Genomic DNA, 24,179 nt, shown 5'->3' on the forward strand with positions numbered 1-24,179 from the left:
CTAATGATGAACCAAACAACCGGCTCCTCCGGGTCAGGACCGCTCAGCGTCGACGAGCTCCGCACGCTGGTCAACACGGGTGAAATCGACACCGTCGTCGTTGCCATCACCGATTCAATGGGGCGTTTGCAAGGCAAGCGGTGCGGAGCACGGTCGTTCCTTGAAGACGTGCTGGGACATGGTGCCGAAGGCTGCAACTACCTGCTGAGCGTTGACGTGGAAATGAACACCATTGACGGGTATGCCATGTCTTCCTGGGCGAACGGCTATGGGGACATGGTGATGCGGCCGGACGTCTCAACGCTGCGCCGTGTGCCGTGGCTGGAAGGCACCGCCCTGGTTCAGTGCGATGTGCTGTGGCTCGACGGCACGCCCGTGGTCCAATCCCCGCGCCAGATTCTCCGCGCCCAGGTTGAACGCCTTGAGACTCTGGGTTTCCGCGCCCACATCGGCACCGAACTCGAGTTCATCATGTTCGACGACAGTTACGAAGAAGCGTGGGAGAAGAAATACGAAGGGCTCACGCCCTCCACGCGCTACAACGTGGACTACTCCCTCCTGGCGACGGCAAAACTGGAACCCGTGATCCGGAGCATCCGGACCGGGATGGAGAGGGCCGGCCTGGTGGTTGAGTCTTCCAAAGGTGAGTGCAACCTGGGCCAACAGGAGATCACCTTCCGGTACGCTGACGCGCTTACTGCCTGCGACAACCACGCGTTCTACAAGAACGGGGCCAAGGAAATCGCCGCGCAGCATGGCAAGAGCATTACCTTTATGGCCAAGTACAACGAGCGCGAAGGCAGCTCCTGCCACATTCACTTCAGTCTGACCGACCTCGACGGCAACCCCGTCCTGGCCGGCGACGGCGAGCACGGCTTCAGCCCGGTCATGGAACACTTCATCGCCGGCCAGCTCGCCGGGCTCAAGGAACTGGCATACTTCGTCGCCCCCAACATCAACTCGTACAAGCGCTTCGTGGAGGGCAGCTTCGCCCCCACAGCGATTGCGTGGGGATTGGACAACCGAAGCTGCGCGCTGCGCGTCGTGGGCCGCGGCCCCAATCTTCGGGTGGAAAACCGTGTGGGAGGCGGGGACGTGAACCCTTATCTGGCCGCCGCGGCACTTATCTCGGCCGCGATTCACGGTATCGAGAATAAACTTTCGCTCGAGCCGATCATGGCGGGCAACGCGTACCAATCGGACGCAGACCGCATTCCCACCAGCCTGCGGGAGGCCCGCTCACTGCTGGCCGGAAGCGAAATCGCCCGTAAGGCATTCGGCGATGAGGTTGTGGACCACTATGTCTTCGCAGCCGGTGTGGAGCTGAAGGCGTTCGACAGCGCGGTAACGGATTGGGAGCGCAAGCGTGTCTTTGAACGGCTCTGATACCTACCGTCCACGGATCGGGCTGACCACCTACTACCAGGAAGCATCCTGGGGAGTCTGGACAGCAGATGCGGCGGTCCTCCCGGGCACCTACGTCCAGGCGGTGGTCGCCGCAGGCGGCACTCCTGTCCTGCTGCCCCCGCTCGGCACCGATCCTTCGATCGTGGAGGTGCTGGATGGCCTGATCATCTCAGGAGGCACCGACGTCGGCCCTGAACATTACGGTGCCGAACCGCACCGGCTCACCCGCGCCCAACCGGCGAGGGACGCGCACGACATCGCCCTCACCCGCGCGGCCCTGGAAGCCGGGGTTCCCCTGTTCGCCATCTGCAGGGGCGCCCAGATCCTCAACGTGGCCATGGGCGGCTCCCTGATACAGCACATTCCCGACGTGAATCCGGAAGCGGATTACCAGCCGGCCCCGGGGGTGTTCGGCAGCGTGGAGTTTACGACGGCGGTCGGAAGCATCAGCCGCGACCTGCTGGGCCCGGCCGCGATCGCGCCGTGTTACCACCACCAGGCCATCGACAGGATCGCTGACGGTCTTTCCGTCACCGCTGCGGCCGCTGACGGAACGGTCGAAGCCTTGGAGACAACAGAGGACGGCTGGGTACTGGGTGTGCAGTTCCACCCGGAACAAAATCCCGGCGATCTCCGGCTTTTCAAGGGATTCGTCGAGGCCGCAACCAACTACCGTCTAGACCGAAGGGAGCGCTCCGGCAATGTCCACCAGCACGTTTGACGTACTGAATCCGGCAACGGAGGAGGTCATCGAGACCATAGCCCTTGCTAGCCTTGAGGAGACTGACAGGGCCATCGAAACCGCCGTCCGGGCTTTTGAGTCGTGGCGCCATGTCGCCCCTGCGGACCGCGCCCTCCTGCTGCGCAGGTTTGCAGCAGCCGTAGATGCCGACCTGGAAAACCTGGCCCTGCTTGAGGTACGGAACGCCGGGCACACCATCGGCAACGCCAGATGGGAAGCTGGGAATGTACGCGATGTCCTGACGTACTACTCGGCGGCACCCGAACGGCACGTCGGCCAGCAGATTCCAGTAGCCGGCGGTGTTAACGTGACGTTCAACGAGCCCCTGGGTGTTGTCGGCGTGATCGTGCCCTGGAACTTCCCCATGCCCATCGCAGCGTGGGGATTCGCGCCCGCCCTGGCCGCCGGAAATACCGTGGTTCTGAAACCGGCCGAATTGACGCCGCTGACAGCCATCCGGCTCGGTGAGCTGGCCCGGGAAGCAGGCCTGCCTGAAGGCGTCCTGCAGATCATTCCAGGCAAGGGTTCAGTGGTGGGCGAACGGTTTGTGACCCACCCGGCCGTACGCAAGGTCGTCTTCACCGGTTCAACCGGTGTCGGGAAGCGGATCATGGCCGGTTGCGCGGAGCAGATTAAACCCGTGACGCTGGAACTGGGCGGCAAGAGCGCCAACATCATCTTCGCCGACGCAGACCTGGCAACCGCTGCAGCGGCCGCGCCCGGCGGGGCCTTTGACAACGCAGGACAGGATTGCTGTGCGCGGTCCAGGATTCTGGTCCAGGACAGCGTCTATGAGAAATTCCTCGAACTCCTGGAACCGGTCATCACGGATCTCCAGGTCGGCGACCCCGGAGACGAAGCTTCGTTCATGGGACCGCTCATTTCCGCAGCCCAGCACAGGACGGTGTCCGGATTCATTCCGGACACCTCGTCCATCGCTTTCCAGGGCTCGGCACCGGAAGGAAAGGGATTCTGGTTCCCTCCTACGGTGTTGACGCCGTCCAGGAGGGACAGGGTCATGCACGAGGAGATTTTCGGCCCCGTGGTGGCTGTTGTTCCCTTCACGGACGAAGCCGACGCACTTCAACTGGCCAACGACTCGATCTATGGGCTCTCCGGCTCCATTTGGACACGGGATATCGGCCGGGCCCTGCGGATGGCACGGGGCCTCGAGTCAGGAAACCTCTCGGTTAACTCGCATTCCTCCGTGCGCTATTCCACGCCATTCGGCGGATTCAAACAGTCCGGACTTGGACGGGAACTGGGGCCGGATGCCTTGGATTCCTTCACCGAGACCAAGAACGTCTTCATCTCTACCAACCCATAACGTCCCGATAGGAAGAAAAGAAATGAGCGAAGTAATCTCCAACCGCCTCAAGGGGCGCAGCGCCGTCATTACCGGCGGAGCCAGCGGCATCGGTCTCGCCACCGCACGCCGATTCGCCGCCGAAGGCGCCCATGTGGTCATCGCGGACCTGGACGCCACAGCGGGGCAGCGGGTGGCCGACGAATTAAACGGCCTCTACGTCAAGGTGGATGTGACCAGCGAAGAGGAGGTAAAGAACCTCTACGCTGTCACCAACGAAACGTATGGAAGCGTCGACATCAGCTTCAACAACGCCGGCATCGCACCCGCAGACGACGCGTCGATCCTCGAAACCGGAATCGATGCCTGGCGCCGGGTCCAGGAAGTAAACCTGACGTCAGTTTTCTATTGCTGCAAGTACGCTCTCCCCTACATGCAGGCCCAGGGCAAGGGCTCCATCATCAACACGGCATCCTTCGTAGCAGTCATGGGAGCGGCCACGTCCCAGATCTCCTACAGCGCGTCCAAGGGTGGGGTACTGGCCATGAGCCGGGAACTGGGCGTCGAGTTCGCCCGGCAGGGCATCCGGATTAATGCGCTCTGCCCCGGACCGGTCAACACCCCGCTGCTGAAGGAGCTCTTCGCCAAGGACCCGGAGAAGGCCGCCCGCCGCCTGGTCCACGTTCCCCTGGGGCGGTTCGCAGAACCGGAAGAGTTGGCCGCTGCCGTGGCCTTCCTGGCCAGCGACGACGCATCCTTCATCACGGCATCGACGTTCCTCGTTGACGGCGGCATCTCCGGGGCGTACGTGACGCCCGAGTGATGCCATAACCTGGTCCGCGCGCAAAGCGGGAAAACGGAAGCGGACGACGGCGGGTGCTTCCCGCCGTCGTCCGCTTCCTTTTGTGTGGGTGCTTTGGCGTCCCTGTTACGCCGCGCGGGCGGTGAGGAAGGCCTGCAGTCCGGCGAGGTCGTCGGTGTTGATGTGGTCAACGCCGGCGTCGTAGAGCTCGTTCCAGACGGCCTCGCGGGCGTCGCCGGCCTGGTCCGGGGTGGCCCAGAAGCGGACGCGGTAGCCGTTGGCGTGCGCGGTCTCGACGTAGGCATGCAGCTTGGCGCGCTCCAGCTCCGGCATGGGGCCGACGCCCGGCCAGGTGAAGAGCTTGGTCCAGTTGTTGCTCACGATCGGCATGAAGCTGGCAGGCATCCCGGAGGTGAGGTCGCTGGCGCGCCCGTCGTAGAAGCCGAACCGCATGTCCTTTGCCTGCATGGTGGCCAGTGGACGGTTGCCGCTGATGACGGCGGTGACGGGGCCGGGCTTGACGGTCCCATTGACGTAGCGGGTCATGATGGACGGGTACTCGGCGAGTTCCTTCTCGACGGCGGCATAGGTGGCTTCGCCCTCGCTCTTGATGTCAATCATCAGCTGCACGCTGCCGCTCCACTTGGGGTAGACGCTGTGGCCACCCTGGCGCACCAGGTCCTCGAGCGGGTCCAGGTAGAGGCTCTCGAGGGTAACGCCGGGCTTAACGTCCTCAAGGTCGTGCGCGACGAGCAGTTCGCCGTCCACCAGCCACACGTCCGCCTCGACGCTGGTGAAGCCGTGCTCCAGGGCGTCGAACAGCGGACGCTCGTGCTCGTAGTCGTTGTGGGCGTGGGCGGCCGCGAGCGGCTGTCCGAGCACGGGGGCAGGCGTGGGAGCTTCGGCGCTGGCGGGTGCAACTGCCGTTCCGGTGAGGGCGGCCAGGACGGCCACGGCGGCAAGGGTGCTCTTTACAAACACGGGATTCTCCTAGGATCAGGTTTCTTTGCCGGCGTGGGGGTGGTGCCGGGCAAACGTGAAAAGCCTGCCGTGCGCGGGAGAACGGCGGAGGTCCTGGAAGTTGAATGCAGATTAACTCAGCGGTCCGGTACAGAATATGTGTCCCTATACGTGAGGCCGCCGTGGGCATATAGTGCGGGTCATGTCTTCAAAATTGCCAAGACTGGCAATTCTCGCGCTCACGGTGATGTTCGGAGCAGCGGGCTGTGCCGCGGAACCTACCCCTCTTCGCCTTCTTACATCGGACAGACCTGAAAAAAGTGGGATGGAAGCACTACTGAGGGGAACGCTGGCGGCTGACGAAAGCGGTTGCGTTCACGCGAAGACGGCGACGGACCCGGTGGGTCTTGTCTGGCCCCTCGGGTACACGGTGCAAGGCGACGCAGAGTCCTTCGAAGTGCTCGACGCCGACAAGAACGTTGTGGCACGTTCGGGCTCGCCCCTTGCCATCGGCGGAGGCGGCGTTGGCGGCGTAGTCCAGGACAACTGGACTGAACGAGACTGTGCCAAGGACAGAATCTGGCTAATAGGGAACATCTCCGAACAAGAATGACCGGCATTGCCCGGCAATGAGCCGTTCCTGCCATTACAATCAGCTGACCGTCGCGGAATGCGTTATGGGGATAAGGGGGCGCGGTGGAATCTGGGTTCGGTATGAGGAACTCGCCAAAAACCGGGCAGGAGCTTCCCGCCATCCGGCGTTCACCGAGCGGGCGCATTCCACAGTGGGCCATTGATGAGGCGTTTGGAACGCTGCAGGATCCAGAGCCGTGGCGGACTGCTCCATTGCCTCCGGTAGAAAGGCCGAAGCGCTACGGTCCGAAACGCAGGCCGGGCGCTGCCCGCTGGAGGCCAAAGTCCGTCCTCGGCTGGGCCATCGCGGTCCTCATCGGCATGTCCCTGGCCGGATCCCTGGTGAGCCGGCTCGCTGTTGCCACAGTGCTGCCTCATCTTCCCGGCGCCGACGTCCCACCCGCTGGGGTAGAAGCGGCCGGCGCTCCCCTGAGTGTCCCGCCGGCCACAACGGATTCCACCGCCTATGTCCTGCACCCGGCTCCGGACCAGGACCAGCAGTTCGTGGCCTATGACCCGTGCCGGCCGCTGCACTACGTGGTCCGCCCGGACTTCGCGCCTCCGGGCACGGACCGGCTGATCCGTGAATCAGTGGCCGCGGTGTCCGCGGCCACTGGTCTGCAGTTCGTGGACGACGGTGCTACCGATGAGGCACCGTCCGCAGAGCGCGAGTCCTACCAGCCCGACCGTTACGGCAAGCGGTGGGCGCCAATACTGATCGCTTGGTCCACGCCGGAGGAGTCACCTGATCTTGCCGGGAGGGTCGCCGGGACCGGCGGCAGCTCGTCAATACGTATCGACAGAGAACCCTACGTCTACGTCACGGGGCAGGTTCACCTTGACGCCCCCGACCTCTCACAGACCTTGGCGGGTCCTGACGGGCCGGCACTGGTGCGCGCGGTGATCATGCACGAGCTCGGGCACGTGGTGGGGCTCGACCACGTGAACGACCGCACACAGTTGATGCATGAGGAGAACACCGGCCAGCTGGGCTTCGGCGCGGGTGACCGCGCGGGCCTGGCGGTCCTGGGCACCGGAAAGTGTGTCCCCCGGCTCTAGGAAGCATGACGACGGCGGGAGGCGGCGGCCGCGAACTTTCCCGAAGCTGGGATTCTAAAAATCTTGCCATTCCTGCGCCCGGAACGGTCAGGTCCGTTTTCGGGTGACATTTGCCGCCGCAGCCGTAGGCTACTGAGTAGGCCGGACGCCCGATGCCCGGCCTCAGCTCCCGAAGGGAACGGCAAAGTGGACAGTACTGCTGCTTACTGGTTCTTGAGCGGCGCCGAGCGTGAGCACGCGGCCACCGGTGTGCACGCCGGCCCTGCGGAAACGCCGGCCTGGTCGGAGGGCAACCTGGTCCGGCCTCTGATCCACGGCGCCACCTACTTCGCCCGGCTGCGAGAGGAATTGGAGGCGCTTCAGCCGGGAGACCGCGTGTGGTTCACCGACTGGCGTGGCGACGGCGACGAACGGCTGACAGAGGACGGGCCGGAGATCGGGGAACTACTGGCCCGGCTGGCACGGTCGGGCGTGGAAGTCCGGGGCCTTATCTGGCGGTCCCACGGCGAGCGCCTGTCAGCCCCTATGAGCAACCGGTCCAATGAGCTCCTCACCCGCGAAATCAACGACGCCGGCGGCGAGGTGCTGCTGGACCAGCGCGTGCGCGCCTTCGGTTGCCACCACCAGAAACTGTTCGTCATCCGCAGGCAGAGCGATGCCTCCCGGGACGTCGCGTTCGTGGGCGGCATCGACCTTTCCCACAGCCGCCGGGACGACGCCGAGCACATGGGGGATCCGCAGGCGGTGGACATGGATCCCCGGTACGGGAAGAAACCGCCGTGGCACGACGCCGCCGTCGAACTCCACGGCCCGGTGGTGGCCGATGTGCTGGAACTCTTCGCCGAACGATGGAACGACCCCCATCCCCTGGACCGGCGCACCCCGTACCGGATGCTGCTGCAGCGGCTGGCGGACATGCCCCGGCATCCGCAGCCCCTGCCGGACACCGCGCCGCCCCCGCCGCCGGCCGGGCCCCACGCGGTGCAGCTGCTGCGCACCTACGGGGTAAAGCATCCGCCGTTCCCGTTCGCGCCAGGCGGCGAGCGCAGCGTTGCCCAGGCCTACACGAAAGCGTTCTCCCTGGCCCGTTCGCTGATTTACATCGAGGACCAGTACCTGTGGTCGACTGAAGTGGCGGCGGGTATCGCGTCCGCCTTGGAACAGAACCCGGGCCTGAAGGTGATCGCCGTCGTGCCACGCTATCCGGACTCGGACGGCCGGCTCGGCGGGCCGCCCAAGAGGCTGGGGCAACTGCACGCCATCGAGACCATCCGCCGCGCCGCGCCCGACAGGTTCGGCGTGTTCAACCTCGAAAACAAGGCGGGAACGCCGATCTATATCCATGCCAAGATCTGCATCATCGATGACACCTGGTTCACCTGCGGCTCGGACAACTTCAATCGGCGGTCCTGGACCACTGACAGCGAGCTGACCTGCGCGGTGATCGATACCAGCGCCGGCAACACTCCCGGCGGCGGCTCCGGTGGCTCCCGGCCCCCTGGCGATACGTCCACTGCCCACACGTCCCTCGCCCACGCCGTCCGGCGCCAGCTGTGGGCTGAACACCTGGGCCTTGACGAGGATGATCCGCGGTTCGAGGATTCGGCGGACGGGCTGGACCTGTGGAACGCTGCCGCCGATGCACTGGACGGTTGGCACGAGGCCGGCAGCCAGTCGCCCCGGCCCAAGGGCCATGCCCGGCACCACAGCACTAAACCACCCACGCGCCTGCAGCGCTTGTGGGCAGGTCCGGCAAACCGCTTCTTCGTGGACCCGGACGGACGCCCCCGAAAGCTGCGCGGCACCACCAAGTTTTAGCGGGCGCGCCATCAGGGCGTCAGGCAGCGAGGCGCGTCAGGATGGCCTGTTCCAGCGGACTAACGGGAACGGGCAAGCATTCAGGTGGTAGTAGGGGTGGCTCCCGGTCAGGGTGCTCCGCGGGATAGTGCCGGCCGGTGGGTGAAATCCAGCCTGGCGGTTCATTCTTCGTTGCCTGCGTCGGCGTCCAGGTGGACCGGTGTTTGAGCCGGTGGTGCTTGGGGCACGCTTGTCCCAGGTTGCTGATTCCGGTGGATCCGCCTTGTTGCCAGGCGGTGAGATGGTCGACCTCGTTGTCGAGGAATTGGTTGCTGCACCCCGGAAAGGTGCATCCGCCATCCCGCATCCTGAGCCAGCGCTTCAGCGCCTCCGGAAGGCGGTAGCTGGTCCGCCCGATTTCGAGCGGCGCCCCGTCGCGGGGATCCACCAGGACGCGGTAGAACGAGCTGGAGCCGTCAGCAATGAGCCGGCGAGCCACCGACGGTGGGACCGGCCCCAGCCCGTCGATCTCGGCGGGTTCATCGGTCAGGCCAAGGAGCGAGAAGACCGGGACGGTGACCAGCACATCAGCCTTGGGAGCGGGCACGTCTCCCGGGTTCTCACTCGCACTGCCCAGCAGCATCCCGGCGGCGATGTCGGCACGCAGCTGCGCGAGGTTGCGGGGTTCGCCAGGGTCTTGAACGCCGCGGGCCAGAGCGGTTGTCCTGTTCCAGATGGCACAAGCGGTATCACCCGGCAGGTAGAGCGAGAGCCAGGCCATGCCGTCCCGGTCCGGGGCGTATTCCATGCGCCGGTCCGCCGTGCTCTTTGCACGGCGCAGCTCCATGGACTCGGGGTGGTGGCGTTCACGCCAGGCCCGGACCTTTCGTCGGAAGCGGGCGGGAATCAGGTCGCCCGGCTCCCCACCCCGTGCCGGTGCTTCCGGGTCGAAGAAGTGCCTTTCCAGGGCAGACACCGCCGCCGGGTTGAGGCCGGTGGTTTCATCCACCACGATGCGGGCGTGCTGCCAGCCGACGGCGCCGCTCTCCAGCGCGTCGAGCGTCGCCGGCAGCGAGGTGGTCAGGGCGTGAGCCTCTCCAAGGAGGGCCGAGGCGGCGCATTCGCCGATGGTGAGCACGCAAGCGACCTCGGCCACCAGGCTCATCTCACGCGCGGACGCTTCATGGGCCGTGGCAGGCGGGCCCTCCAGCGCATCGGCCGCGTCCGAGTATGCCCTGACCAGCCGAACCTTCGCCGCCGCCGTCATCGCCTCGATCCGCGCCAGCACCGCCAATCCGTCCAGGCAGGTCTCCGAGAGTTCCTGCAAGGGATCAGCGTCGCAAAGCCGGCCAGGCCCCCGCGGGTCAGCCGGCGGCGAAACGATAGCGGCAAGCTCATTCAACAGGCCAGCCATCGAGGCCACGGCAGCAGCCATCGCGACCCTGCTTCCCGCCTCAACAGCCACCCCGGATTCCATACCCAAAGCATGACAGGGGGGTCTGACATTTTAGGAAGGTGCCGGGGACCCGCGAAAAGAAAGCGGACGACGGCGGGACCTCCCGCCGTCGTCCGCTTTGTCCGCCGGTCTTTCTAGAATTGCCCGGTCGGGCCGCTGTCCTTGACTTCACCACGCCAGCCGCCGGTTTCGGCACCGCGCGATTCGATGAAGTCCTTGAACTTCCGCATGTCGGCCTTGACCTGCATTTCGTCGATTTTCATGGCCGCTCCTGCCTTTTCAGTGGCGGTTTCGGGCGCCCATTCGAAATGGACTTTGACCTTCGTGTGGCTGGCATCCAGCGGCGTGAACCTGATGATGCCGGCATGGGACTTGCCATCGGTGCTGCGCCAAGCGATCCGGTCGTCAGGCTCCTGGTCGACGATCTCAGTATCAAACTCCCGCTGGACCCCACCCACGTTGGTCACCCAATGGTTGGTGGTGTCAGTCAGCTGGGTTACCGATTCCACACCGGACATGAACTGCGGAAAGGATTCGAACTGGGTCCACTGGTTGTAGGCGGTCCGCACCGGTACAGCGACTTCAACGGTCTCTTCAACGTGTTCCATCTGCTTCCTCCTTACGACGGACGGCCGCAACAGCGAACCGGCAGTAGTTGGTCATCCTGCCGGTCAGGCAGCCGCCACCTTTGCACCATATGAGCGATGACTACCCGTGTCCAGACCCTGCCTAACCGATCCGGAGATCAAGCTCCACGGGCACTGCCCGGCGGACTGCATCATCGACGGGGCAATGCTTCAGGCCCCATTCGACAACCTCCCGGACGGCAGCCTCATCGGCGGCAGGTCCCACCCGGACGGCCACCCGCATGCTGGCGGGACCGGCGCTGACCTCTTCGGAGACGCCCAGAATGCCCCGGTCGTCGGACTCACTGTCCACGTCGACCTGGAGGCCCGGCAGTTCCACGCCCTGCTCGGCAGCGCGCATGACCATGAGGGTTGCGGCGCAGGAGGCATAGGCGGCACGGAAGAGCCAGCCGGGCGAGGGCGCAGAACCGGTTCCGCCCACTCCGGCGACCATATCCGTCTCCAGGGAGAAGCCATCCGCGCCAGTGACGCGGATGCACAGGCCGTCCATCACAACAGCCGAGGCGACGGAATCGCGGTAGCGGGCTTCATCGGCATGGGCGCCCAAGTATTCCCTCGCCGACTTGATTGCTTCGGCAATTCGCGGGTTGCTCATCGGTTACCTCCGTCTGGGTCGGTAGAGCTGCCGGCACTCCTCCGTCGGGCGCCGCCGTTCGCGCCTAGCCTAGCGGGAACTCAGCAGCGAAAGCCCAAGATGCGGTGCTTCAATTGGGAGCAATTGATTGTGACTGGGGATACTGCGGATTCTCTCACCGACCAAATACGCCCCGGAGTTTCCCACGACGACGCGGCGGCTTTCGTTTAGCAATGCAGCGTCGCCCGGAATGGCACGCAAAACCGGCATGAAGATGGCTTCAAGCTGGCGAATTCGTATGTCGCAGCCAGCCACCCCAACAAAACGCCCGTCCACGTGTACAGGGGCGGTAAGCGTCAGGATGTACTCGTCCAAGCCAAGGTAGTCGACGTACGGGCCCCAGAGTGAATGCTCCCCTGTCCGGCTGGCCGACGTGAAAAAGGGCATATTCTGATAGTCATAGAAGCGTTCACCACCAGGTGTGAGATCAAATTCCAACTTCTCAATGCCTTGTTCCTTCCTGGTCCACCACTCAAGGAAGCCGTCGCGGTTTTCAATTGCGTCTGCCGAGAAGATAACTCCTGCGCCAACGACGAAACTATGACCTTCCAGGAATTCCCTCGCTATTTTTTCCAAGCGTGCTACGTCCCTGGGAGCGATTTCGAGAGGTATCGACCGATCGTGCCAAGTCGAGGAGACCTGTGTCGCGCAGTCGTGAACATCACGGCTGAGGGTGTTCATCCATGCAGCAATTTCCTTGGCGGCTTCAACCGCACCGGTGTGAGTTTTCATGCGCGCTCCTGCCTCGGGTATCCCAGCGACAACTTCGCATCCACCAGATGGTGGACGTCATGTCGGATATGCGCCAGCACCAGTTGTTGAGCGTCCTCAGGTGCATCGCTCGCGATGGCGCGGGCCAATGCGAGATGCTCGGCCGCCACCTGCTCCGGGTCGCGAACCATGGACACAGCTGACCACAGCGCCTGCACCGTTTCTGCCTGTAGTCGAATCTCAGCGTTCATCAGCCTTGGTGACTGAGCCAACACTGCCAGTTCAATATGGAATCTGCTGTCTGCGCGTGCGCGCAACTCAGGCTTATCGGTCATAACGACGCCCCGCGCAAGATCCAGGAGCCGATTCGCCTCGTGCGGTTCAGCCCGCTCGCACGCAAGTCTTACGGTCGCTGCGGCAATGGCAGCATGTTCGTCGCCAACGTCCCGGATCTCGGCGATGGATGTATCCCGGAACCAGCTCCTGATTACATCAGCCGATGTAAACGGCTGCTTGACGATGAACGTTCCTCCGCTGCGCCCTCTGCGAGTGGCCACGATCCCTTGATCTCGGAGATCAGAGAGCGCTTCCCGCAGGGTGGAGGGCGCGACACCGAACATTTCTGACAGTGCCATCTCAGGGGGGAGCCGTTCACCAACCTTGAGGAGTCCCAGTGAGATCGCCTTGGAGATCCGGTTCACGATGGCTTCCGACCGTTCCGTCTCCGGCAGGGACCGGTACACCTGAGCTTGAAAAGCGGTTGTAGATGCCAACACGACTCCATCGGAATAGGGACTTCAACAGCACCGCCCGGAACCTGCCCTTCCCAGCGGATTTGCTCTGTGTGCAGTCTACTGCAGCCCCGACAAAAACACGGAAATCATGACTTTAGTCCGCGCGGAAGCGTTGAAGCCCGCGACATGCGGGGCAAGTGCCCGGCTATTGCGTTATTAATAATATGAAACTAGGGTTTTTAGCACGTGGTCTCGCTCACAGGTAGATGCGGACCGAACCGAAGGAGTCTAAATGCGTGTAGAGGTGCCCGAATCTGCCGGGGAGGCTGGCGTCGACGACGACGCCCAGCACCTGGCCAGCCTTGGCTACTCGTACGATCGGCAGTTCAAGCGGGAGATGACGTTCTGGGGAAACGTGTCCCTGGGCTTCACGTACTTGTCGCCGGTCGTGGCTATCTATTCACTGTTTGCACTGTCCCTCAGCGTCGCGGGGCCACCGATGTTCTGGTCTTTGGTGATTGTGGGGGTTGGGCAGCTTCTTGTTGCAACCGTGTTCGGCGAAGTGGTCGCAGCATATCCGGTCGCCGGCGGCGTCTATCCCTGGTCACGCAGGCTTTGGGGCCGCAAATGGGGCTGGATGAGCGGCTGGGTTTACCTCGTGGCGCTCCTCACCACCATCGCCAGCGTCGCCTATGGCGCTGGACCTTTCCTGAGCACTCTCATCGGAGTGGAAAGCACCGTCGACGCCACCGTCATTTCCGGCCTTGTAGTCATTGCCCTGGCCACCATCCTTAATCTCGGCGGTACCAAGGTGCTGAACGCCGTGGCAATGATCGGTCTCCTGGCGGAACTCGGCGGTGCCTTGGTCGTCGGTACTTGGCTGCTCGTTACAGCCCGGCACCATGATCTCAGCGTCCTCTTTAACGCGTTCGGTGCCGGGGAAGGCAATAACTATTTCGTGGCCTTCGCTGCTGCCGGCCTGATTGGCATCTTCCAGTACTACGGATTTGAAGCCTGCGGCGACGTCGCCGAAGAAGTCCCCAACCCTGGCCGGACCATCCCCAAGGCGATGCGGATGACCATCTACATTGGCGGGTTCGCGGCCATGTTTGTGTGCCTGTCTCTGATCCTGGCTGTTCCCGACTTCACCGCCGTAATATCCGGCGCGGACGCCGACCCCGTCGGAAACATCCTCGTCTCAGCCTTCGGCCCGGTTGGCTTCAAGGCAGTACTCGCCGTCGTCCTCGTCTCGTTCCTTTCATGCGTGCTGAGCCTGCAGGCAGCCACCTCCCGTCTTGCCTATTCAATGGCCCGGGACGGAATTCTTCCGGCCAGCACGCTCCTAAGCACCTTCAGCGAGTCCCGCCGCGTACCGCCTTATGCCTTGCTCCTGGCGGGACTGGTACCGGCACTGATCGTCATCGGATCGAAGATTTCCAGCGACGCACTGACGGTCATCATCTCCTTTGCTGCAATGGGCATGTACATGGGCTTTCAGATGGTGGTCCTTGCCTCGCTCAGAGCCCGCCTCCTCGGATGGAAGCCGAACGGGGCCTTCCAGCTTGGTGCCTGGGGCATCCCGGTCAACATCGCGGCGCTCATCTGGGGTGTGCTTGGAATGGTCAACATGGCTTGGCCGAGGACACCGGAGGACGGCTGGTTCGCCAACTATGTCGTCCTGATTTCCGCCGTCACCGTCGTCGCCATCGGCCTTGCCTACATGGCTTGGAAGAAGCCGCACCTCAAGGGTGACGCTCCGGCCGCAGACGCCGTTCCTGGCACCGAATCCACGCCCGCACTGGCGTCCGCCACCCGACGGTCTTTGTAGGGCGAGAGGTAGCAGATCCCATGTTAATCACCGGAATAAAGAGCCGGCCCGTGTATGACGAGCTGGCGCCAATGGCAAGCGGACTGCACCACATAGCTGCCGCCCAGGGCAGTGGCGGCAAGCCCTTGATTCGCCTTCTGGAAGCCATGACTCCAGGTCAGCTGGCCACCACGACTGTCCTGTACTCCACGGAATCATTCACAGGGCAGAACTATCTGGCCGATATCCAACAGTTCAAGGTATGCGATCTCATCGTGTATTCGAGCAACGCCGATGCCGTCCGCGCACTCGATGGCAAGCTCGCGACAGCACAGATGGGCACCCGCCTGTATGTTTCGGGTTCAGAGGGGTTCATCGGGACCTCAATGCAGGTAGCCACCGCTTACGGCATGAACCGGGACGAAGTGCTGCGCGAGCACGCGGGTTCCTTTGTCAGGCGCGTGTGGTGCGCGCACTGTGGGCATTACTCGGAGAATGTCACCCGCAGGGTCTTCAGATGTCCCCGCTGTGAACGCAGCCTAGTCGTCCGCGACCACTACTCGGGGCGCCTCGCCGCGTTCCAGGGAGTAAAAGCCGACGGCGAAGTCCCCGGCGAACTGCCAGAGGATGAGGAGCTGGACACATGAGCGGCGCACACCATGGAGCCCTGCAACTCAAGGTCAAGCGTATTGAAGAGCTCACGCTGGAAATCAACAGGTACACCTTCTGCGCTGCCGACGGGTCCTGGTTGCCGCCCTTCTCCGGCGGCAGCCACATCACGATCCTCATCCCCACCGATGGCGGGACCAAGCGGAACGCGTATTCGCTGATGAGTTCGCCGTATGACACCAGCGAGTACCAGATAGCTGTCCGCAGGGTCGACGACGGTAAACGCGGCTCCCTATCCATGCACACGAACGTCCGTGAGGGGGATGTGTTGCTTGCTTCCATTCCGGCGAACCTTTTCCCGGTCTCCAAGCACGCCAGGCACCACCTCTTCATCGCCGGCGGCGTAGGCATAACTCCAATCTATGCGCAGCTTGATGAACTGAGCCTCAAGGGAGGCGCGTTCGAACTCCATCTTGCAGTCAGGGGGCCGGAACATGCGGCCTTGGGACATGAGCTGAAGGAACGGTATGGCCAGAGGGTTACCCTTTACGGCGATGACGGCATAACCCGGCTGAATGCCAGGGAGATCCTGGCGGGACGCCCACTTGGTACGCATGCGTATGTTTGCGGACCAGCGGGCATGGTCGACGACGTCATCGAGGCGGCACATGTCCTCGGGTGGACAGACTCGAACATCCACTTTGAACGGTTCGAGGACCTCGGGTCTACCGGTGATCCGTTCACCGTAACCCTGGCCCGTTCCGGGGCTGTAATCGAGGTGTCCCCCGAGCAATCGCTCCTGGAAGCGGCAGAAGAAGCCGGCCATAAACTGCCCTACCTGTGCCGTGGAGGCGCATGCGGCGAGTGCGAGACCCAAGTCCTGGACCTTGAAGGCACCATCGACCACCGGGACGACTGGCTGACGGAATCGGAACGGGCAACGAACAAGCTCATCATGCCCTGTGTCTCCCGTGCCACCTGCTCAAGACTCATCATCGACGCTTAAAGGACCACAATGACCGCAATTTCTGAGTCCGCTCAATTCAAAACGGATGAAACGTACACGCCGGACGGGGAATACCAGTTTCAAAACTCCCGCGAGGCCGTACGCCGCCTCCCCTTCCCGTTCCCGGATGACAACTACATGTACTCCATGAACCTGGAACCGCACGTTCCGGCAGGCAACGGAGCACTGAGGGCAGCATTCGATATCGATGAACACTACATTTCCGAATGCGCCCACCGCGCCCAGATGCTGAAGGACATGCCAGGCGTTCATTACCTGGCGCTGCCCCACATGCTGGAAGCCCAATGGGACCTGCTTGAGCTCATCTTCGAGTCATACGCCAGTGATTTCCCCGAACACTTCACCCTCACTAAGAACGGGAATGAATGGCGGTGGCAGAACCGGCTCCTGGGCGTCGATGATTCGTTCACGTTCGGCGATCCCGCCACCCTGCCGATGGAGCCGATGGAGTACGCCACGCGTCAGGCGCAGGGAGAGTTTGTTGTGCTCGAAGAGCGGGACAACACTCTCGTCATCGGCGCGGGCATGACCACCCAGCGGGCCGATTACTCACTGCAGTTCAACATGGGCATGAGCTTTTTCGAATTCCACGGACCCGTCCCGAAGCTTCATGAAACGGGCATCCTGGACAGGGCCCTAAAGTTCCTGCTCCGAATGAAGCCGGGACATCCCGTAAGGCGCGTCAATTGGTCCCTCACGGTCCATCCGCGCCTTGAAACCTCAGTAGAAACGCTTCCGGAATGGGCGCCTGACCGTGCGACTGTCACCGCTGACAACGCGGGCGAAAAGGTGTACCTCCGCATCGAGCTGCAGCCCCTGCACCGGCTTCCCCGTTCAAACGCCATAGTCTTCCCCGTCCGCACTTATCTGGTCAGCCTCGCTGAACTGGTCCAGTACGCTCCAGATTGGGCAAAACGAATGCATCGTGCCCTGGCCTCCCTGGATTCGGAACTCGTCGATTACAAGGGCTTCCACCGCTACCACGCTGCTGCGGTTGAGTGGCTGGCAAGGCATGACGACGGCGCGCCCCTCGCGACCGGCTATCCCTGGGCCCCGGAAGGTATCCAGCCCGGCGTCGAATAGCCCAACAAGGGCGAAGCAAGGCAGGAACACCAGCCGCAGCAGTTTCAGCGCCGCGGCTGGTGATCCGCCCCTTTCCTGTTCAGGGCACGCTAGCCTATCCGTTGCCGGATTCCGGAGGAAAACCTATGTCCGTTACCCTTCCTGCCCGGCCGGCCACTGGTCCTACAAAGCACCCATCTCGGTGGTCATCACAGGCTCCTGCCCGGCCTCCTGCGGCGAATGTCATGGCAGCAACCCTTACGAGCCTCGTGGCACTGACCTGCCTCGTGCTGCTCGGTAATCTTTCGGGCCACCTCCTGCTCATCCCACCGATGGCTGCCTCGATGGCGCTTGTGGCCGCGGCGCCACAATTGCCCCTCGCCCAACCCAGGAGCGTGGTCGGTGGCCAGGTGGTTTCCGCCCTGATCGGTATTGCGACGGGACTGGCTAGCCACTCCATCTGGGCTGCCGCAGTTGCAGGCGCCTTGGCCGTCGGCACGACTATGTGGCTGAAGATGCCGCACTCACCCGCAGCGGCCACGGCAGTAATAGGCACCATGGTGACGACAGGACAGGTGTCGTTCGTGATCTGCACCAGCGTCGCCGCATGCGTGCTCGTCGGATTTGGCATTCTCAGCTCACGCCTCCGCGGAGCCAGCTATCCCCTCTATTGGCTCTAGCTACCGGCGAATCGCCGTCCCCGCGACGGCCACCGCGTCACACAACGCCACGCCATCCCGCTGACCACGGCCAAAGTCCTACGCTTTACAGGTGACTTTGACTAACCTCCGCACCGCCGCCGCGAGCTCCCTCGCCGCCGCTGGCCTCCTGTTCTCCCTCGCTGCCTGCTCCGTCCCGGCAACCAGCCAATCGCCGTCGTCCCCCGCCGCAGAATCAGCGAGCGCCAGTGCCACCGCTTCCGGCCCGTGCGAGGGCGTCCAGGTCATCGTCGATTCCGGTGCCCTCGAGCAGGAGGCCGCGGACACCTCCGCCTGCATCGCCGTGGAAGGCCCGACGGCGGCCGCCAAGGTCCTCGAGGAAGCCAACGTTAAGACGGTGGGCACCGAGGCGTACCCCAACGAGCTGGTGTGCCGCGTAAACGGCGTGCCCGCCGCTGACTTCGACATCAAGCACAAGGGCGGCACGTACCGCGAAGAGTGCAAGAAGATGCCGGCCGCCTTCGCGTACTGGGCCCTCTGGGTCAAGGCGACCCCCGACGCCGAATGGGCCTACGCCCAGGAAGGCCTCGCCACCCTGAAGGTCAGCCCGGGCCAGAGCCTGGAACTGCTCTTCACGGTCGACGGCGAACCGGCCGCGCCCAAGGCATGACCTTCCGACCCGCGCCGTTACGCGCGGCGGCGGCTCTCGCCGTCGTCTTTGTCGCGGCGCGGGTCATCTACCGCGTCCTGTTCAACGGGGCGGGGACCGGCGCGCCACTGCTGCTCGATCTGCCGCCGGTTCGGCTGCCCGCCCCCTACGCCCATGTGGTCCTTTTCGGCCCGGTGACCGGACAGGGGCTGTGGGACGCGGCCCTGTCCGCCCTGCCGATCGCCGGGGTCATCCTCGCGTTCGGCGTCGTCAATGCCTTCGTGGACATCTCCCGAGGGTTCCTGTTCCTGGCCCGCGGCGGCCCCCTGCAGGGCATGGGCCGGATGCTGGTGGTGGCGTGGGCGGCGCTTCCGGCCATGGCCGACGCCGTGACCTCTGTGCGCCTCGCCTTCCGGCTGCGGGGCGAACGCTTCGGGTCGCGCGCCCTGGTGCCCGTGCTCGAGCGCACCCTCGAGCACGCCAGCCGGGTTGCCGCTGCCCTGGAGCTGCGCGGCTTCGGCAGCCGGGCAGCTCACCGTCCGTCAGGGCACCGCCCCTCAGCGCACCGCCCCGTGGACGACGGCGGCGGCCCGCTTCTTGTGCGCGACGCCCGGTTCCGCATCGGCGAGGCACAGATACACGTCGCTGCTCTCCAGCCCGCGCGCGGGTCCGTCACCGTCATCACCGGGCCGACCGGCTCGGGCAAGTCGACCGTCCTCCGGGGGATCGCCGGGCTCCTCTCGCACATTGATGGCGGCTACATCTCGGGCACGCTGCGCGTCGAAGGACTGGACCGCGCCAGCACCCCGCCCCGCGACACCGCCCGGGTGATCGGCGTCGTACTGCAAAACCCGCGCGCCGCCTTCGCCAGCACCAAGGTCCGCGACGAAATCTCCCTCGGCCTTGAGCTGCGCGGGGTTGCGGCCGCTGATGCCAATGCCCGCGTCCTGGAGATCGCCGAGAGCACCGGGGTGTCCGCGCTGCTGGACCGGAACCTGAGCACCCTTTCCGCGGGTGAGGCGACGCTCGTGGCCATCGCCGCCGCCGTCGTCGAACATCCGTCGCTGCTCCTGGTGGACGAGCCGCTCGCCGACCTCGACACCGCCGCCCGCACCCGCGTCACCGCCGTGCTGCACTCCCTCGCGCGTGACGCAGGGGTTTGCGTGATCGTGGCGGAGCACCGAGCGCAGCCTCTTGTTCCGGTGGCCGATTCGTGGTGGACCGTCAACGGCGGCGCGCTGGTTCCGGGTGTCGCGCCTGTGCTGGCGGCACCGTCGCTCCCGGCCGCTGTGCCGCAGCCGGCCCATCCAGCTGACTCCCCCGTGCTGGTTGCCGCAAACCTCGCCGTGCACCGCAAGGGCCAACCGTTGGTGCGCGACGCGTCCCTGACGCTGCACCGCGGCGAAATCGCTGCCCTTGTGGGGCCGAACGGTGCCGGGAAGTCGTCGCTGCTGGTGGCGCTCGCGCTTCATAACGGCAAGGCGGCTGACGGTAACACAGGGAACATAACGTCCGACGGCGGCAGGGTCGCCCTGGTGCCGGATGCCTCCGACGACCTCTTCACGAGGGATACCGTCGCGGGCGAGCTTCGCGCGGCGGAGCGGCGGGTGGCACGCCAAAAGAACGGGGCGCGGACCGCGGCCGGCTTTGCTGCGTCGCACCTGGCCCGTCTGCGGGGAAACGTGGCGACGCCCATCGGAAACGAGCATCCCCGGGACCTGTCCGCGGGCGAGCGCAGGATCCTGGCCATCGCACTGCAGACCATGGACCAACCGGACGTCCTCTTGATCGATGAGCCCACCCGCGGACTCGATCCCGCGGCGCTAACAGCGGTGGCGGCGGCACTGCGGGCTGCGGCGGAGGCAGGTTCGACTGTCCTGATCGCCACCCATGACCACGACTTTGCGCACAGCCTCGGCGCCCGGATCATCCCGATGCGGGACGGGGTCGCACCCGCAGCCCCGCAGGAAAAGGTAGAGGCCAGTGCAGCCGCAACACAAAGCCCCGCGACACAAGCCATCGCCCTGCCCCGCTTCGACAACCAGCCAGTAGGCCCTCCGGCCCCCGCCAAACCCCGCCGGATCCGGATGCCGCGCGGTGCCGAATTGGCTATTCTCGCGGCGGCGAACCTGCTGGCCCTCGGCGCCTTCTGCTGGCCCCTGCTCGCAACGGCCCTGCCCCAGGATGCCGCGGCTGCGCTGCCCTACGCGGCGCTGGCCATCGCGCCGCTCGCCGTCGTCGCTGTCGTTGTGTCCCTCGACGGGTCGGTCCGCTCGGCACATACGGTGGCGCTGCTCGGTGTCCTGGCTGCGGTGGGGACGGCCGTGCGGGTGGCGAGCACCGGCGTCGGGGGTGTGGAGGCGGTGTTTATCCTGCTGATCCTGGCCGGGCGGGCGTTCGGTCCCCGTTTCGGCATGCTGCTGGGCGCGGCCACGATCGCCGTTTCGAGCGCACTGTGGGGCGGGATCGGGCCGTGGACGCCGTTCCAGATCTTTGCCTGTGCGTGGGTGGGTGCCGGGGCGGGCCTGCTCCCCCGGCGGGTGCGCGGGCGGGGGGAGCTGTGGATGCTGTGCGGCTATGGTGCGGTGGCGTCATACCTGTTCGGGCTGCTGACGAACCTGTGGTTCTGGCCGTTCGCCGTGGGTGCCGGCACGGGCATTTCCTACCTGCCCGGCGCGCCGCTGGAGACCAACCTGGCCAGCTTCCTGCTGTACTCGCTGGTGACGTCGACGGCGGGATGGGACACGGTGCGTGCCGTGACCACGATCGTCGGGATCATCCTGGTGGGGCGGGCAGTCCTCGCCGCGTTCCGGCGGGTGAAGCCGGTGTCCGGTGCGGGCGGGCAAGCCGCGCAGGCTTCCTCCGCCCAGGCCCGGGACCGGCTTCACCTCGGGGTCTGAGGACACCGGACAGCCGACATCATGGTCCCTGTCGGGGAGCCTTGAAGGTCATAGAGCGAGGATTCTAGGATTCGCTATTTCCTGTGGATAGTCTGGGACAGGACGCCTACGGAGGGTCAGTGAGAACGTGATCAATGCAGCTGCCGCCGTAATCGGCCGGAACAATGTCACCATATCGGGCCGGGATGACGGGCCAGTGATGATGTTTGCCCACGGTTTTGGCTGCGATCAGGCTATGTGGCAGAAGCTTCTGCCTTATTTCGTTGATAATTACCGGCTGGTGCTTTTTGATCATGTTGGTGCAGGACACTCCGACATCAGCGCCTATGACTGGGAGAAGTACGGGTCCCTGAATGGTTACGCTGCGGACCTGCTGGAGATTTGCGCCGCCCTTGAACTTGAGGACGTCATCTTGGTGGGCCACAGCGTCAGCACGATGATCGGCGTGATCGCCGCAGTGCAGGACCCCAACCGTTTTTCCCACTTGGTCCTGCTCGCTCCTTCGCCCCGTCATACGGATGACCCGTACGACGGCTACGTGGGCGGCTTTTCGCGGGAAGACATCGAGGGCCTGCTGGCATCTCTGGACAGCGACTATTTCGCCTGGGCCGCGGCCTTGGCCCCCGTGGTCATGGGCAACCCGCAGGCGCCTGAATTAGCGGAGGACCTGCGTGTCAGCTTCTGCAGGACAAATCCAACCATCGCACGGCACTTCGCCGGCGTAACCTTTTTCTCCGACACCCGCCCTGAACTGAAAAAAGTGCGCACCAGCTGCCTGATTCTGCAGTGCTCCGAAGATCGGCTTGCCCCACCGGACGTGGGCGCCTACCTGCACCAGAACCTGGAACACAGCACCCTGGTGCAGCTCCGGGCGACCGGGCACTGCCCCCACGTCGGCGCCCCGGAGGAGACGGCCCAGGCGATTCTGCACTACCTTGACTCCCGCTCGTGACGGGCGCCGCTCGCGGCAAGTTCATCCAATGACTGCCCGTTTTCAGGCGAGCTGCAGGATCTGGGTTCAGGCGAGTTTGGTTGCCTGGTAGGTGTGGCCGGCCGCACGGAGTCGCTCTATGAGCACATTGCCCAGGGCAGTAGCCGGTGTCAGTGACCCTTTGGCGGTCGGCAGCCGGTCACCATCGAGGGCAAGAGCGAGTGCAGTCTCCCCTGCCATCACGGCGGTGGCGGCATAGCCGGGATCACCGGGGCCAGCGGCAATCGCCTGGTAACGCTGGCCGTTCTCGGTGCAGGCGGTCACCTGGGAGTGGAACCAGCCCGCCCGCTGCATGCGGGTGCTCGGACCGGCACCTGGTGCCGGAAGACAGCGGTCGAGCACCCGGCGGCTGGGCGGGAAAGCCATCGCGCCCGTGAATGCCCGGAGCCCGACTGCCATCGCCCTGGCGATGACCGCTCCTGCGGGTCCGGGGGCTACCCCCATCACCTCGCCGTACTGAAGGGAGCGGCCGTAGGTCCAATCCTGCAAGGCGTTGCTGCGGCGCACTATCCGGGTGTTGAGCGGGGCCATGATGAAAGGCGCGGTCCAAGTGCCGTCAGCGGAACGGCGCACGGGGCCGGCGTCAGGAGGCTGTGGTGTCGTCGGCTCCCGGGTGCGGTCTGGACTCAGGGCGTAGGGGTCCGCGGCTAGGGACCTCAGGGCGGTGCTCGATCGCATCGCGTCGAGCTGCCCGCGCATCGATTCGAGCGTGCCTCCGCTGATGCCAGCCTTGGCCTTGGCAACGAGTTGGACCTCGGCTAAACCGCCGGCACCATCGGCCTCTGCAGCCTGATAAAGCAGCAGTACGGCGAGGTCGGACGGGACGGAGTCGTAGCCGCAGGAGTGCACGATCCTGGCCCCGTTCATCCGGGCTAAAACGTCGTAGCGATCGATCGCTTCCCGGATGAAGGACACCTCACCCGCGAGGTCGGCGTAGTGGGTACCGGCCCGTGCACAGGCCTCGACGACGGGCAGACCGTGCTTCGCGTACGGGCCGACGGTGGTGACGAGCACGCGTGTGTTCGCAGCCAGGGCGGCGATTGAGTCCGCGTCCTCCGAGTCGGCTTCGATGAGGGCCCATCCGTGCGCCCCGACCGGCAACTGCGACCGAACCGCTTCGAGTCTGGACTTGGACCGGCCTGCGAGTCCAACTCGCATCCCACCCGGTGCATGCTCGGCGATATAGGCGGCGATCAGTCGGCCAACGAAACCCGTCGCTCCGTAGAGCACGAGGTCATGTTTCCGGGATGAGGTGTCCATGACTGCAGATTAGTCCGCCCCGGCGTTCTGGCTTCTACGCGCCCTTCGGGACACAGCGGCGGGTGAAGCCGGTGTCCGGCGCAGGTGGAAGCGCCGGCGGGGACGCCGCCAAGATGCAATCCGCCCGCGGCAAAGACCGGGTTCAGCTCACCCCATGAAGTTCCGTGGCGTCAGGCGCGGGTTCTGCGCTTAAGCCAGCCCCACACGGCGGTGGCCACGAACAGGATCAGGCCGATGAACGCCAGCCACAGGAGGCCTTCCAGCACGAAGCCGAGGACGGAGAGGATCAGCCAGATAATGAGCAAAGTGATGATGATTCCCATAGGG

Annotated in this window: 23 protein-coding genes; 15 read left to right on the forward strand and 8 right to left on the reverse strand. The window is 64.6% G+C overall.

What is annotated here, in order from left to right; all coding sequences use genetic code 11:
- Positions 1-3: 3 nt before the first annotated feature.
- From ACIQC0_RS13380 to ACIQC0_RS13395, 4 genes are read left to right on the forward strand one after another with little or no spacing between them, the layout of a single operon-like run.
- A complete protein-coding gene (locus ACIQC0_RS13380; protein WP_400535468.1) occupies positions 4-1,386 on the forward strand; it encodes a glutamine synthetase family protein in 1,383 nt (460 codons plus the stop codon).
- Entirely contained in the window at positions 1,367-2,128 is a 762-nt protein-coding gene (locus tag ACIQC0_RS13385) for a gamma-glutamyl-gamma-aminobutyrate hydrolase family protein (protein ID WP_400535470.1), read from the forward strand. Before ACIQC0_RS13380 ends, ACIQC0_RS13385 begins: the two co-directional genes overlap by 20 nt.
- A complete protein-coding gene (locus ACIQC0_RS13390; protein ID WP_400535472.1) occupies positions 2,109-3,476 on the forward strand; it encodes an aldehyde dehydrogenase family protein in 1,368 nt (455 codons plus the stop codon). The genes ACIQC0_RS13385 and ACIQC0_RS13390 overlap by 20 nt, the downstream gene beginning before the upstream one ends.
- Positions 3,477-3,498: 22 nt before the next feature.
- Entirely contained in the window at positions 3,499-4,278 is a 780-nt protein-coding gene (locus ACIQC0_RS13395; protein WP_400535474.1) for a 3-oxoacyl-ACP reductase, read from the forward strand.
- A gap of 105 nt (positions 4,279-4,383) precedes the next feature.
- Here ACIQC0_RS13395 and ACIQC0_RS13400 read toward each other — a convergent pair whose 3' ends face one another.
- Complete coding sequence (locus tag ACIQC0_RS13400) at positions 4,384-5,238, reverse strand: phosphatidylinositol-specific phospholipase C/glycerophosphodiester phosphodiesterase family protein (RefSeq protein ID WP_400535476.1); 855 nt, start codon at positions 5,236-5,238, stop codon at positions 4,384-4,386.
- 304 nt (positions 5,239-5,542) lie between these two features.
- Between ACIQC0_RS13400 and ACIQC0_RS13405 the strand changes: the two genes are divergently transcribed.
- From ACIQC0_RS13405 to ACIQC0_RS13415, 3 genes are all read left to right on the forward strand, one after another.
- On the forward strand, positions 5,543-5,830 hold the full coding sequence (locus ACIQC0_RS13405) for a hypothetical protein (protein WP_400535478.1): 288 nt from the start codon (positions 5,543-5,545) through the stop codon (positions 5,828-5,830).
- Positions 5,831-6,063: 233 nt separating this feature from the next.
- Positions 6,064-6,909, forward strand: coding sequence for a matrixin family metalloprotease (locus ACIQC0_RS13410; RefSeq protein ID WP_400535480.1), 846 nt, complete (start codon positions 6,064-6,066; stop codon positions 6,907-6,909).
- A gap of 186 nt (positions 6,910-7,095) precedes the next feature.
- Positions 7,096-8,727: a phospholipase D family protein gene (locus ACIQC0_RS13415; RefSeq protein WP_400535482.1), complete on the forward strand. Its 1,632-nt coding sequence runs from the start codon at positions 7,096-7,098 to the stop codon at positions 8,725-8,727.
- 19 nt (positions 8,728-8,746) lie between these two features.
- Here ACIQC0_RS13415 and ACIQC0_RS13420 read toward each other — a convergent pair whose 3' ends face one another.
- The 5 genes from ACIQC0_RS13420 to ACIQC0_RS13440 all read right to left on the reverse strand — a co-directional run bounded on the left by ACIQC0_RS13420 (position 8,747) and on the right by ACIQC0_RS13440 (position 12,927).
- Positions 8,747-10,183 carry a DUF222 domain-containing protein gene (locus ACIQC0_RS13420; protein WP_400535484.1) on the reverse strand — a complete coding sequence of 479 codons (1,437 nt, stop codon included), beginning with the start codon at positions 10,181-10,183 and terminating at the stop codon, positions 8,747-8,749.
- A gap of 113 nt (positions 10,184-10,296) precedes the next feature.
- Positions 10,297-10,770 (reverse strand): SRPBCC family protein, encoded by a 474-nt coding sequence (locus ACIQC0_RS13425; RefSeq protein ID WP_400535486.1) that lies wholly within the window; start codon positions 10,768-10,770, stop codon positions 10,297-10,299.
- 121 nt (positions 10,771-10,891) lie between these two features.
- Positions 10,892-11,404, reverse strand: coding sequence for an OsmC family protein (locus ACIQC0_RS13430; RefSeq protein ID WP_400535488.1), 513 nt, complete (start codon positions 11,402-11,404; stop codon positions 10,892-10,894).
- Between the two features lie 69 nt (positions 11,405-11,473).
- Entirely contained in the window at positions 11,474-12,175 is a 702-nt protein-coding gene (locus ACIQC0_RS13435) for a cache domain-containing protein (RefSeq protein ID WP_400535490.1), read from the reverse strand.
- Positions 12,172-12,927, reverse strand: a complete 756-nt coding sequence (locus ACIQC0_RS13440) for a FadR/GntR family transcriptional regulator (RefSeq protein WP_400535492.1) — start codon at positions 12,925-12,927, stop codon at positions 12,172-12,174. The genes ACIQC0_RS13435 and ACIQC0_RS13440 overlap by 4 nt, the downstream gene beginning before the upstream one ends.
- A gap of 253 nt (positions 12,928-13,180) precedes the next feature.
- Between ACIQC0_RS13440 and ACIQC0_RS13445 the strand changes: the two genes are divergently transcribed.
- The 8 genes from ACIQC0_RS13445 (at position 13,181) to ACIQC0_RS13480 (ending at position 22,553) form a co-directional block, all read left to right on the forward strand.
- On the forward strand, positions 13,181-14,716 hold the full coding sequence (locus ACIQC0_RS13445; RefSeq protein WP_400535494.1) for an APC family permease: 1,536 nt from the start codon (positions 13,181-13,183) through the stop codon (positions 14,714-14,716).
- A gap of 20 nt (positions 14,717-14,736) precedes the next feature.
- Positions 14,737-15,342 (forward strand): dimethylamine monooxygenase subunit DmmA family protein, encoded by a 606-nt coding sequence (locus tag ACIQC0_RS13450; RefSeq protein ID WP_400535496.1) that lies wholly within the window; start codon positions 14,737-14,739, stop codon positions 15,340-15,342.
- Entirely contained in the window at positions 15,339-16,310 is a 972-nt protein-coding gene (locus ACIQC0_RS13455) for a PDR/VanB family oxidoreductase (protein ID WP_400535497.1), read from the forward strand. Before ACIQC0_RS13450 ends, ACIQC0_RS13455 begins: the two co-directional genes overlap by 4 nt.
- A 9-nt stretch (positions 16,311-16,319) precedes the next feature.
- Positions 16,320-17,414, forward strand: coding sequence for a heme-dependent oxidative N-demethylase family protein (locus tag ACIQC0_RS13460; protein WP_400535499.1), 1,095 nt, complete (start codon positions 16,320-16,322; stop codon positions 17,412-17,414).
- Positions 17,415-17,638: 224 nt separating this feature from the next.
- On the forward strand, positions 17,639-18,073 hold the full coding sequence (locus tag ACIQC0_RS13465; RefSeq protein WP_400535501.1) for an HPP family protein: 435 nt from the start codon (positions 17,639-17,641) through the stop codon (positions 18,071-18,073).
- Positions 18,074-18,164: 91 nt separating this feature from the next.
- On the forward strand, positions 18,165-18,722 hold the full coding sequence (locus ACIQC0_RS13470) for a hypothetical protein (RefSeq protein ID WP_400535503.1): 558 nt from the start codon (positions 18,165-18,167) through the stop codon (positions 18,720-18,722).
- Positions 18,719-21,601: an ATP-binding cassette domain-containing protein gene (locus ACIQC0_RS13475; RefSeq protein ID WP_400535505.1), complete on the forward strand. Its 2,883-nt coding sequence runs from the start codon at positions 18,719-18,721 to the stop codon at positions 21,599-21,601. The genes ACIQC0_RS13470 and ACIQC0_RS13475 overlap by 4 nt, the downstream gene beginning before the upstream one ends.
- A 127-nt stretch (positions 21,602-21,728) precedes the next feature.
- Positions 21,729-22,553 (forward strand): alpha/beta fold hydrolase, encoded by an 825-nt coding sequence (locus ACIQC0_RS13480; protein ID WP_377214240.1) that lies wholly within the window; start codon positions 21,729-21,731, stop codon positions 22,551-22,553.
- A gap of 66 nt (positions 22,554-22,619) precedes the next feature.
- On the opposite strand, the gene ACIQC0_RS13485 is transcribed toward ACIQC0_RS13480, so the two are convergent.
- Together ACIQC0_RS13485 and ACIQC0_RS13490 are read right to left on the reverse strand one after the other, a co-directional pair.
- Positions 22,620-23,852 carry a saccharopine dehydrogenase family protein gene (locus ACIQC0_RS13485; protein ID WP_400535507.1) on the reverse strand — a complete coding sequence of 411 codons (1,233 nt, stop codon included), beginning with the start codon at positions 23,850-23,852 and terminating at the stop codon, positions 22,620-22,622.
- Positions 23,853-24,022: 170 nt separating this feature from the next.
- Complete coding sequence (locus tag ACIQC0_RS13490) at positions 24,023-24,175, reverse strand: hypothetical protein (protein ID WP_377214238.1); 153 nt, start codon at positions 24,173-24,175, stop codon at positions 24,023-24,025.
- Between the last annotated feature and the right edge of the window lie 4 nt (positions 24,176-24,179).

The sequence above is a fragment of the Pseudarthrobacter sp. NPDC092419 genome, from assembly GCF_044755045.1.
Classification (GTDB): Bacteria; Actinomycetota; Actinomycetes; order Actinomycetales; family Micrococcaceae; genus Arthrobacter.